Annotated in this window: 11 protein-coding genes; 8 read left to right on the plus strand and 3 right to left on the minus strand. The window is 35.3% G+C overall.

The genetic code is table 11. From position 1 onward, the window contains the following. Positions 1-50 precede the first annotated feature (50 nt). Positions 51-1,679: a glutamine hydrolyzing CTP synthase gene (pyrG, locus tag FcAc13_RS02290; protein WP_187754577.1), complete on the plus strand. Its 1,629-nt coding sequence runs from the start codon at positions 51-53 to the stop codon at positions 1,677-1,679. A gap of 49 nt (positions 1,680-1,728) precedes the next feature. After that, positions 1,729-3,036, plus strand: a complete 1,308-nt coding sequence (gene eno / locus FcAc13_RS02295; protein WP_187754578.1) for a phosphopyruvate hydratase — start codon at positions 1,729-1,731, stop codon at positions 3,034-3,036. Between the two features lie 79 nt (positions 3,037-3,115). On the opposite strand, the gene pagP is transcribed toward eno, so the two are convergent. Then, positions 3,116-3,661 carry a lipid IV(A) palmitoyltransferase PagP gene (gene pagP / locus FcAc13_RS02300; protein WP_187754579.1) on the minus strand — a complete coding sequence of 182 codons (546 nt, stop codon included), beginning with the start codon at positions 3,659-3,661 and terminating at the stop codon, positions 3,116-3,118. A gap of 279 nt (positions 3,662-3,940) precedes the next feature. Here pagP and citG point away from each other — a divergent pair, with 279 nt between their 5' ends. Further along, a complete protein-coding gene (gene citG / locus FcAc13_RS02305) occupies positions 3,941-4,834 on the plus strand; it encodes a triphosphoribosyl-dephospho-CoA synthase CitG (RefSeq protein WP_187754580.1) in 894 nt (297 codons plus the stop codon). 13 nt (positions 4,835-4,847) lie between these two features. Here the strand turns inward: citG and FcAc13_RS02310 are convergent, their stop codons facing one another. Both FcAc13_RS02310 and FcAc13_RS02315 read right to left on the minus strand, forming a co-directional pair. Then, complete coding sequence (locus FcAc13_RS02310; protein WP_187754581.1) at positions 4,848-5,549, minus strand: response regulator; 702 nt, start codon at positions 5,547-5,549, stop codon at positions 4,848-4,850. Positions 5,550-5,558: 9 nt separating this feature from the next. Then, on the minus strand, positions 5,559-7,145 hold the full coding sequence (locus FcAc13_RS02315) for an ATP-binding protein (RefSeq protein WP_187754582.1): 1,587 nt from the start codon (positions 7,143-7,145) through the stop codon (positions 5,559-5,561). Positions 7,146-7,339: 194 nt separating this feature from the next. Between FcAc13_RS02315 and FcAc13_RS02320 the strand changes: the two genes are divergently transcribed. From FcAc13_RS02320 to citE, 5 genes are all read left to right on the plus strand, one after another. Then, the gene (locus FcAc13_RS02320; protein WP_187754583.1) at positions 7,340-8,692 is read left to right on the plus strand and encodes a 2-hydroxycarboxylate transporter family protein; all 1,353 of its coding nucleotides are present in this window, start codon (positions 7,340-7,342) and stop codon (positions 8,690-8,692) included. 92 nt (positions 8,693-8,784) lie between these two features. After that, positions 8,785-9,627: a fumarylacetoacetate hydrolase family protein gene (locus FcAc13_RS02325; RefSeq protein WP_187754584.1), complete on the plus strand. Its 843-nt coding sequence runs from the start codon at positions 8,785-8,787 to the stop codon at positions 9,625-9,627. Positions 9,628-9,635: 8 nt separating this feature from the next. Next, positions 9,636-10,691: a [citrate (pro-3S)-lyase] ligase gene (gene citC / locus FcAc13_RS02330; RefSeq protein ID WP_187754585.1), complete on the plus strand. Its 1,056-nt coding sequence runs from the start codon at positions 9,636-9,638 to the stop codon at positions 10,689-10,691. Continuing rightward, complete coding sequence (citD, locus tag FcAc13_RS02335) at positions 10,692-10,982, plus strand: citrate lyase acyl carrier protein (protein WP_187754586.1); 291 nt, start codon at positions 10,692-10,694, stop codon at positions 10,980-10,982. Continuing rightward, positions 10,979-11,866, plus strand: coding sequence for a citrate (pro-3S)-lyase subunit beta (gene citE / locus FcAc13_RS02340; protein WP_187754587.1), 888 nt, complete (start codon positions 10,979-10,981; stop codon positions 11,864-11,866). The genes citD and citE overlap by 4 nt, the downstream gene beginning before the upstream one ends.

Here is an 11,866-nt window from a genome sequence, read left to right on the forward strand (position 1 = left end):
TAAACCGGCACTATTAATTCTTGTTATTAAAAATAAAGGTACTATTTTTTATGGTCACAAATTATATCTTTGTTACGGGCGGTGTAGTTTCTTCCCTTGGTAAAGGCATTGCGGCAGCATCTCTAGCTGCTATTCTTGAAGCGCGTGGTTTAAAAGTGACCATGCTTAAACTTGATCCCTATATTAACGTTGATCCTGGTACAATGAGCCCAATTCAACATGGGGAAGTTTTTGTTACAGACGATGGCGCGGAAACGGATTTAGATTTGGGTCATTACGAACGTTTTATTCGTACTAAAATGACTCGTAAAAATAATTTCACAACAGGTCGTATCTATTCTGATGTATTGCGTAAAGAACGTCGTGGTGATTATTTGGGTGCGACAATTCAGGTGATTCCTCATATTACTAATGCAATAAAAGAAAAAGTTATCGAAGGGGCAAACGGATTTGATGTTGCGATTGTAGAAATCGGCGGGACAGTCGGTGATATTGAATCATTACCTTTCTTGGAAGCGATCCGTCAACTTGCAGTTGATGTAGGGCGTGAACATACTTTATTTATGCACTTAACATTAGTACCTTATTTACCTTCATCAGGTGAAGTAAAAACGAAACCGACGCAACATTCAGTTAAAGAGTTGTTATCTATTGGTATTCAACCCGATATCTTAATTTGCCGTTCTGATAGAGCAGTACCAGCAAATGAAAGAGCGAAAATTGCGCTATTTTGTAATGTGCCGGAAAAAGCCGTTATTTCATTAAAAGATGTTGATTCTATTTATAAAATTCCAGCATTGTTAAAATCCCAAGGGTTAGATAGTTACGTTTGTAATCGATTCCATTTAGATTGTGCGCAAGCCGATTTATCGGAATGGGATCAAGTAATTTTCGAAGAAGCCAATCCTGTTGGTGAAGTTACCATCGGGATGGTGGGAAAATATACTGAGTTACCTGATGCCTATAAATCGGTTAATGAAGCATTAAAACATGGTGGTTTAAAAAATCGCATTTCTGTCCATATTCGTTATATCGATTCTGAAGATTTAGAATCAAAAGGGGTCGACATGCTTAAAGATCTGGATGGTATTCTCATTCCAGGTGGTTTTGGCTATCGTGGTGTGGAAGGTAAAATCCTTGCTGCACGATATGCTCGTGAAAATAAAGTTCCTTATTTAGGCATATGCTTAGGTTTGCAAGTTGCTTTAATCGAATTTGCACGTAATGTTGCTGGTATTAAAGATGCGAATTCGACCGAATTTGTAAAAGACTGTGAAAACCCAGTGGTAGCGCTGATTACTGAATGGAGTGATGAATCCGGCGAAGTGGTGCAACGTAGTGAAAACAGTGATCTTGGTGGCACTATGAGGTTAGGCGCACAAATTTGCCACTTAGAACCTAATTCTTTAATTCACAAAATGTACAATAAAGATTCGATTATAGAACGTCATCGTCATCGTTATGAAGTGAACAATAGTTTATTACCTGAAATTGTTAAAGCAGGTTTAAAAGTTACAGGTTTATCTACTGATAGAAAATTAGTTGAAATTATTGAAAATCCAGATCATCCATGGTTTGTGGCCTGTCAGTTCCACCCGGAATTTACATCTACACCAAGAGATGGCCATCCACTATTTAGTAGTTTCATTCGTGCTGCAAAGGATTATCAACAGCATTAAAGTTTGAGTTAAAATTTTATTATTAATTATGTCATAAGAGGAAAAAAAAATGGCAAAGATCGTTAAAGTTCATGCTCGTGAAGTGATTGATTCGCGTGGGAATCCAACTGTAGAAGCTGAGGTTCACTTAGAAGGTGGATTTGTAGGACTAGCTATTGTTCCATCAGGTGCTTCAACAGGTTCTCGTGAAGCATTAGAACTGCGTGATGGCGATAAATCTCGCTTTTTAGGGAAAGGGGTATTAAAAGCAGTAGCTAACGTTAATGGTCCGATTGCGAGTGCATTAATCGGTAAAGATGCATTAGATCAAGCCGCTGTTGACCAAATCATGCTAGATTTAGACGGTACTGATTTTAAATCTAACTTAGGTGCTAATGCTATTTTATCTGTATCTTTAGCTAATGCTAAAGCTGCTGCAGCAGCTAAAGGTGTACCACTATTTGCACATATCGCTGATTTAAATGGTACTCCAGGTCAATATTCTATGCCACTTCCAATGATGAATATCATCAATGGTGGTGAACATGCTGATAACAATATTGATCTACAAGAGTTTATGATTCAGCCAGTTGGTGCTAAAACAGTACGTGAAGCAATTCGTATCGGTTCTGAAGTTTTCCATAATCTAGCAAAAGTATTACATGCTAAAGGTATGAATACCGCAGTAGGTGATGAAGGTGGTTTTGCTCCTAACTTAGCATCTAATGCTGATGCATTAGCTTGCATTAAAGAAGCGGTAGAAAAAGCAGGTTATGTATTAGGTAAAGATATCACATTAGCGATGGACTGTGCTGCTTCTGAATTCTATAATAAAGAAACCGGTAAATATGTATTAAAAGGTGAAGGAAATAAAGAGTTTACTGCTCAAGAATTCACCCATTATTTAGAAAGTTTAACTGAACAATATCCTATCGTATCAATTGAAGATGGTTTAGATGAAAGCGATTGGGAAGGTTGGGCATATCAAACTAAAGCATTAGGTCACAAAATTCAATTAGTTGGTGATGATCTATTTGTTACAAATACTAAAATTTTTAAACAAGGTATTGAAAAGGGTATCGCTAACTCTATCTTAGTTAAAGTTAACCAAATTGGTACCTTAACTGAATCTATCGCTGCAGTGAAAATGGCGAAAGATGCTGGTTACACTGCGGTAATTTCACATCGTAGTGGTGAATCAGAAGATTCAACCATTGCTGATTTAGCAGTTGGTTTAGCAGCAGGTCAAATCAAAACTGGTTCTATGAGCCGTTCTGACCGTATTGCTAAATATAACCAATTAATCCGTATTGAAGAAGCACTTGGTGAAAAAGCACCATTCAACGGTTTAAAAGAAGTTAAAGGTCAAGGTAAGTAATTATACTTAGTCCTGATTTTAATAAAACCCACTGAAATTTCAGTGGGTTTTTATTTTAGATTGTGATTATTCTTAATATTTATAATTGCCAACGTAACCAAGTAAATAAAATATTACCCGTATTGTGTTTAATTCCAGGTACATAAGTACTTTGTATAGATAATCGATCATATTCTATTGAAGCTAATGGTAGTGGGGCAGGAAAAGGGATCCAGTTATAATCCCGTCGTGCTGTAATACCAATGGTATAGCCAATTCCAAAGCGTAATTTTTGGTTTTCGGTTGGGCGCCAATAGGTTTGATAGCCATAGCCAGCGAATGGTTCAATGACATTATGTGAATCTTGAAATTCCATGATATAAAGTGCATGCCAGTCACCATTTTTATCAAATCGATAAACACCAGCACCAATCCCCCAAGGTCGTTCATTATAACTATCGATTTTATCTTTATCATAAGTGGCACGATTATGCCAAGTATTGGCTGGAATATAGAGTTCATATTGATCACTCTTCCACGTGTCGGTTAATGTTTGCTTGATATTTAGCCATAAATCTGAAATATGGCTAGCATAGGTTGAAAAGGAACAAAATGTTAAAAGAAGTAATACGTAAACGTTTAACATAATAAAATCTTCAATAAAATTAATATCTTATTATTTATTTTAGGATGATTTTGTTGTTTATAAAAGTTAAATCTTAGCATTACTGTTAATTTTATTAATTAAATCAATAGGTTATTTTTAATTTCTTATGGTTGATTATTTTATAATTGATGCTTATATCAAAAAATAATATTGTATTAAATTATGATCACAGTATAGTTAAGCGATTATAATTTTTATAAGCATTTTTTGATTTACGTCATCCGCTTTGGTTAGACGGGCAGTTTAAATAGGTTTTAAATGAATTATTCTACCAAACAGGTTGCATTACTAGCTAATGAGCTAAACCTTAGCAATTTTCAACATTATCCTAGCCAATTAGCCTTACAGGCCTTATTAAAGGAAGTCTGTTTATCACCCAAACCGGGATTAGTAGACATGATGAATAATGGTTCGCATCGCGACATGAACTTCAATACCTTTATTGCTAGTATTAAAGCAATATCTCAATGGTTTGATGATTTTTACCTTTATGGTTACCGATTAAAGCCACAACATCAATCTAATTTTCTGACGGGGATTCGACCAATAGGGTTAGCTTGCGAGCAGGCTATGTATCAAGCGACTAACGGTGTCAATACCCATAAAGGTGGGATCTTTGCCTTTGGATTATTACTTGGGGTCATCGGTTATTTACAACAGCAACAAAAACATTTAAATGTCGAGGTCATTTGCAATACTTTGGCCACTTTTTGTCATGGTATTGTTGATAATGAGTTAGCGCGATCTAATTCAGCTCAAACCATGGGAGAACAACTTTTTATTCGACATCGTTTATCGGGAGCTCGTGGTGAAGCAGAATCTGGCTATGCCACAGTAAGACAAATATCATTACCTATTTATCATCAGATGCAACTAGCTGGTTTCGATGAGGAAACCAGCCTATTACAAGCAATGTTACATTTGTTAGCCTTTAACCAAGACACTAATTTAGTATCAAGAGGCGGGCTTGAAGGACTTCATTTTGTGCAAAATACTGCACAAAAGTTAGTTAAACTAGGCGGAATAACTCATCAAAATGGCGATAATCATTTAATTGAATTTGATCAACAGTTAATTGCACGCAATTTAAGCCCTGGAGGCTCGGCAGATCTAATTGCCATAACTTGGTTTCTTGCCCAATACCAATATTAATCAGAAACCACTTTTACTTATTAAGTTGCTTATATAATCTTTCTGGACGACCAATTTTGCCGTGATTTATCTCGACAATTAACAATTTTGTTTGTACACAGTATTCTAAATATCTACGGGCAGTGGTTTTACTAATTCCCGTTTTTCTAACCACATCCTCAACTGTTTGTGGTTCATCGCTTTGAGTAAATACATCTTTGACTTTTTGTAAGGTAATTTCTTCAATACCTTTAGAATGACGATTCATATCGACAAAGTCTTTAGTTTGTAAATTGAATAATTCATCAATTCGACGCTGGTTAAGGTGTTGTTGAATGCTTTGTCGGTATAAAAACAATTGAAAACGTTCGAGCGAATGCTTTAATCGTTGATACGATACCGGTTTAATGAGATAGTCAAAAGCCCCGTAGCGTATCGCCTTGCTACAGGTTTCAATGTCACTCGCCGCAGTGATAAAAATGACATAGCAATTTAGTTGATTATTAATAATATATTCAAATAATTCGATACCTTGACCATCTGGTAAAAAATTATCCAGTATAACCAGATTAGGTTTCAGTTTTTCAACCATCATTTTTGCATCCGTTAAGTTAGATGCAATGGCTAATGCTTTAACTTTCGGATCGCGTTGAATAAATTCAGCCGTTAATTCAGCTAATATTGGCTCATCTTCTACGATAAGTGCTTGTATAATATTATCATTTGCTTTATTCATGTTGTACTCTCAATATTTTGGTATAAAAACAGAGAAAATGGTGCCATATGGTTCATTATTATCAAAAGTAATATACCCATTTGCTTTTTGGGTGAAAGTTGCTACAAGATGTAGCCCAATACCATGTTCTTTGGGGTTTTGTGAGGTAACTCCAGGTTGAAACATCGAATCACGAAGTTTGTCATCAATGCCACATCCTTGATCACTGACTTCTAATACGATTTCATCGGTTGCATCACTTAAATATAACAGCACTGATTTATCACCTTGTTGATTTTTTAGGCAAGCATTAAAAGCGTTATCTAATAAGTTCCCTAAAATCGACATAAATTCTATTTCAGAGATTGTTGATGGTAACCTAGATAATTGACATGCAGGATCAAAGATTAGTTTTAATCCTAATTCATGGGATTTAGAAAATTTTCCGATTAATAAACCGCAGATGGCTGGAATTTTGAAATGTTGAGTAATAAAATCTAAACATTTTTGATTATCTATCGAATGTATCGTAATAAAATCTTGCGCTTCTTGGTAGCGTTTCATGTAAATTAAACCAGACAACGTTGCCATCCAGTTCAAATGTTCATGACGTAAAGCGCGTAAATTATCTACATATTGAGTAATTTGGGTTAATTGCGAACTTAATAAATTCACTTCATCGAATTTACGAAATGTAATCACCCACCCTTGAATTTTATCATCAACAATGACTCTCACGCGATTAGCGATCACTAAACAATCATTAAAATGGCAGATATGATCATGCAAATCTTCCATCTGATTATTACTGTTATAAATAAAATCAGTTGCTTTTATAATATCAGATATATTATGATTAACTAACTCTTTGTTATTATTAGTTATATTTAACATTTTACGGGCTGACTGATTGATATTTGTGATGTTATAATGGGTATCAATTGCAATGATGCCTTCAAAAATCGCTTCCATAATCGATTTTTGGCTCTTTACTAATAAGGCTATACTTTTAGGTTCAAGATTAAACATTTGTTTTTTAATTAACTTAGTGAAACATAATGAGAAAATAAATAAAGCTAAAAATAATAACCCGCAAAAGATAATAAAAGGAATTAACCTTTCTCTATGTAATTGAGAAATGTTATCAACTAAGTACCCAACGGAAACAATACCAATGACTTGATTATCATCATTGATTATTGGAGCTTTCCCTCGCAATGACGCCCCTAGTGAACCTTCTCGAATGGTGATAATACTATTGCCACTCAATACTTCTTGATTATCTCCTCCTAACATCGGTACATATAATGGACTATTGGCTGTATGAAAAAGACGACGAGCTTGATTATCGCCAATTACAATAAAACTCGCATCACTCTGTTTATAGATATCAGTGACCAATTGAGCAATCTTATCAGTATCTTTATTTTGAACATATTGGATAAGGCTTGGAATAACCGCTAATTCTTTAGCTTGAACTTGCGCTTTTTGACCTAAATTACGATAAAGATCAGTTTCTGTTAAGCTCCAGATATAACTTTGTAAAAGTGTTAATGAAATGATCATTAATAGTAATAAAGATAAAAAAAGCTTTGTGGTGAATGAAAAACATTTCATTTTCATCGTACAATAAAAACAATTGGTTATTGAATAAACATGCAGAAAGTCTAACATAGGATTGAAATTTATAAATCATTTAAGACCATAAAAACCACAAATTTTCTTTGATATAAGTCACAGAATTTGTTAATTTTTTTTGCCACTATACGCGCCAATTAATCCTTAATCTTAAATCTTGGAGAATTTGACGTATGATTGATAGTGGTTTGAAAAACAACACTAGTGAAAAGCAAAATTTTTGGCCATATGGCTGGTGGAAATTAATGGACAATTACAAAATTGGTGTAATACCACTGCCATTATTTATCATTGCAGGGCTAATGATTTTTGCTGAAGTATTAGTAACAGGGAAATTACCGAGTGAAATTGTTGTTATGGTTGTAACCTGTGCTTTTTTTGGTTTCTTATGTGGTGAAATCGGTAAACGTTTACCAATCGTTGGGAAAATGGGGGCAGCAGCAATTTGTGCAACCTTTATTCCTTCTGCATTAGTTTATTATGGTATCCTTCCTCAACCTATCGTTGAAGCAACAACTAAGTTCTATAAAGATACCCATATTCTTTATTTATATATCTGTTGTATTATCGTGGGAAGTATTATGAACATGGATAAGCGCACGCTTATTCAAGGTTTTTTAAGAATCTTTGCTCCGATGCTTTGTGGTGAGATTGTTGGTATGGTTGTCGGTGTAACAGTCGGCTATATTCTTGGTTTAACACCTTTTGAAACATTCTTCTTCTTAGTATTACCTATTATGGCAGGTGGTGTTGGTGAAGGAGCTATTCCACTTTCTATTGGTTACGCTTCAATTTTAGGTATGGAGCAAGGTGATGCACTTGGTCGGGTTCTACCTATCGTTATGTTAGGTGGTTTAACTGGAATTATTTGTGGTGGTGTACTTAACCGTATTGGTAAAGTGTATCCGCATTTAACTGGTAATGGTCGTTTACTACCGGCTGCAAAAGACGACGAAATGATGAACCAAAAAGGGGCTAAAACAGAAATGGCAATGGATGTTACCACTTTTGCCTCAGGAGTATTATTAGCGGCTATTCTTTATATGGTTGGTATGATTGGTCATAAATTAGTTGGTCTTCCTGCACCAGTGGGGATGTTATTTGCAGCTGTATTTGTTAAATTAATATCAGGTGTTTCACCAAAAGTATTGAGTGGTTCACAAGTTGTTTATAAGTTTTTCCAGACATCTGTGACGTATCCTATTCTATTTGCAGTAGGTGTGGCAATTACGCCATGGGAAAGAATTGTTGATGCTTTCACAATTACTAATTTAATTGTTATTGTTTGTACAGTAGTGAGCTTAGTTTCCACAGGTTTCTTTGTTTCCAAATTACTTGGTATGTACCCAGTAGATGCAGCAGTCATTTCATGTTGTCAAAGTGGTCAAGGTGGTACCGGTGATGTGGCAATTTTAACTGCAGCTGAACGTATGGAATTAATGCCATTTGCTCAAATTGCAACTCGTATCGGTGGTGCAATCAATGTTTCTGTGTCATTACTTATTCTCGGCAATTTCTTAGTATAGATTTTACAATTCAAAATGCAACCTTAGTTTATACTAAGGTTGTCTATTTTGAATTAGTTATATTTAGTATAAATAGCTTTTAAGGAGTTTTCATGAAGCTTGTTAGTTATCTTGTCTCAGGGAGAGCAAGTTTTGGTCTTCTCACTAATAATGGTATTGTTGATTTAAAACAAAGATTCGGTGATAAATATGTCGACCTAAAATCATTAATTAGTGATAGTGAAGGTTTAGCGCTTGCTAAAAACTATATAAATGAAGCGAGTGATATCAATGAGCAAGATATTACTTATTTACCTGTCATTCCAAATCCAAATAAGATTTTATGCGTTGGTATGAATTACGCCGAAAAACGTGCTGAATTTAATGAAACAAGTTCGGCTCCAACGTTGTTTGTTCGTTTTCCGGATTCACAAACTGGTCATAAAACCGATATTATTAAACCGGCCATTACTGAAGAACTCGATTACGAAGGTGAATTAGCGATTGTCATTGGTAAAACCGCTTTTCGTATTCAACCAGAAGAAGCTTTATCATATGTAGCGGGTTATAGTTGTTACATGGATGGTTCAATTCGCGATTGGCAGTATTCTTGGTTTACTGCTGGTAAAAACTGGCCAAGTACAGGTGCATTTGGTCCATGTTTAACTACTACTGATGAAATTCCTGATCCTAAAGTATTAACCTTAGCGACCTATTTAAATGGTCAAGAAATGCAACGTGATTCAGTCAAGAACTTAGTTCATACCGTACCAGAATTGATTTCATATATCAGTACTTTCACCCGTTTATCACCGGGCGATGTAATTCTTACTGGGTCACCAGGTGGTGTAGGTAAAAAACGTAACCCACCTGTATTTATGAAAGATGGCGATAAAATTGAAGTTGAAATTACGGGGATTGGTCGTTTGACTAATTATGTGGTAGCAGAAAAGTAGGTGGTATTATGTATAGTTTAGTCGATTTTTCAGTTGTTGATATCTCTAAATCATTATCTGAGCGTGAACAAATCATACAATTGTTAACATTATCGGATCTAAACTTAGACCCTCAAGTTAACATTTTTATTGTCGCTAACATGGACGGTAAAATGGTGGCTTGTGCAGGTATTGATAATAATATCATTAAATGTGTTGCAATTGACCCAAATTATCGTGGTAATCAACTTAATCTAACATTGTTAGATCATGTGATTAAATATGCCAATGAACAGGGTCATTTTCATCTGTTTTTATATACTAAACCTGAAAATATTGACTTTTTTAAAGGATGTGGATTTTATCCTATCGTTGAAATTAATAATCTGGTTGTGTTAATGGAAAACACTCCAGTTGGGATTAAGCAGTACTGCAAACAGCTAAGCGAACAACGCCAAAACGGTGCTAAAATTGGTAGTGTGGTAATGAATGCTAATCCGTTTACTAAAGGCCACCAACATCTTTTAGAATATGCAGCCAGCCAATGTGACTGGTTACATGTTTTTGTGGTTAATGAGAATGTGTCATTATTTCCGTTTGATGTACGTCTACAATTAGTAAAAGAAGGTGCTAAGCATTTAAAAAATATTACAGTGCATGCAAGTTCTTCATATATCATATCAAGAGCGACATTTCCCACTTATTTTTTGAAAGATAATATTAAAATTGATTACGCCTACATGGGGATCGATTTATTAATTTTCCGTAATTATATTGCACCAGCGCTGAATATCACCTACCGTTTTGTTGGTACCGAACCCTATAGCCAAGTGACAAATGCTTATAATACTTCTATGCGCTATTGGTTACAGGATAAAGACGTCAGTTCATATCCGGTCATTACATTAATTGAAATTCAGCGCATCCTTGAAGGAGAAGATATTATATCGGCTTCTTTAGTTAGAAAACTGCTCGCCGCTGAGCAATATGAGCAGGTTAAGCGATTAGTTCCGGATACAACTTGGAATTATCTAGAGGCAAATTTAGATTCAGTCAAAAAATTAATTCGTTCAAAAGGTAACTAAATGAAAATTAAAAAAGATGCGATGGCTGGCACTCTCGAATCAAGTGATTTGTTAGTGAAAGTTAGTCCTAATACAGGAATCGAAATTGTTATTAATAGCGATGTTAATAAACAATTCGGCGATCAAATACGTACTGTAGTTGATCAAACTTTAAATGATCTCAACGTCACTGATGGTTTAATTATTATTGATGATAAAGGAGCACTTGATTGCGCTATTAAAGCAAGAGTTCAGTGTGCCGTATTGCGTGGTGCAGAAGAAGAAAATTTAGATTGGAGTAAGTTACTATGAAAAAAATACGTCGCAGTATGTTATTTCTGCCGGGTGCCAATGCCGCAATGTTATCAACTTCTTTTGTTTACAAACCTGATTCAATCATGTTTGACCTTGAAGATGCCGTTTCAATCAAAGAAAAAGATTCTGCTCGCTTGTTAGTTGCTCAAACACTACTATTACCGGTTTATCGAGAACATGGTATAGAAACAGTCGTTCGTATCAATGCCCTTAACACGCCATTTGGTTTAAAAGACCTTGAAGCTGTAGTTAGAGCTGGTGTAGATGTAGTTCGTTTACCAATGACAAATAGCGCAGAAGATATCCATGAGTTAGAAGCACATGTTGAACGAATTGAAAAAGAGTGTGGTCGTGAAGTAGGTAGTACTAAATTAATGGCGGCTATCGAATCAGCTCTAGGTGTGGTCAATGCTGTTTCCATTGCTAAAGCTTCACCACGTTTAATTGGTATAGCGTTAGCGGCGTTCGACTATTTAGTTGATATGCAAACTGAGCGTGGGGACGGCACGGAATTATTTTATGCACGCTGTGCTGTTTTACATGCAGCGCGAGTGGCGGGTATTGATGCATTTGACGTCGTTTACTCAAATGTTAATGATGATGAAGGCTTCTTAAAAGAAGTTAGCTTAATCAAAAAATTAGGTTATAACGGTAAATCACTGATTAATCCAAGACAAATTGAGTTACTACATAATGCTTATGCGCCAACAGCGGCAGAAGTTGAAAATGCACAAAAAGTGGTTGAAGCAGCAGAAGAAGGAGAGAGAAAAGGCCTAGGCGTTATTTCTCTAAATGGCAAAATGATTGATGCGCCGATTATTGCTCGTGCCAGAAAGGTTATTGAATTAGCTAAATATTCTGGTGTACGTAAAGAATTTTGA

This window comes from Frischella japonica, assembly GCF_014489845.1.
GTDB lineage: Bacteria > Pseudomonadota > Gammaproteobacteria > Enterobacterales > Orbaceae > Frischella > Frischella japonica.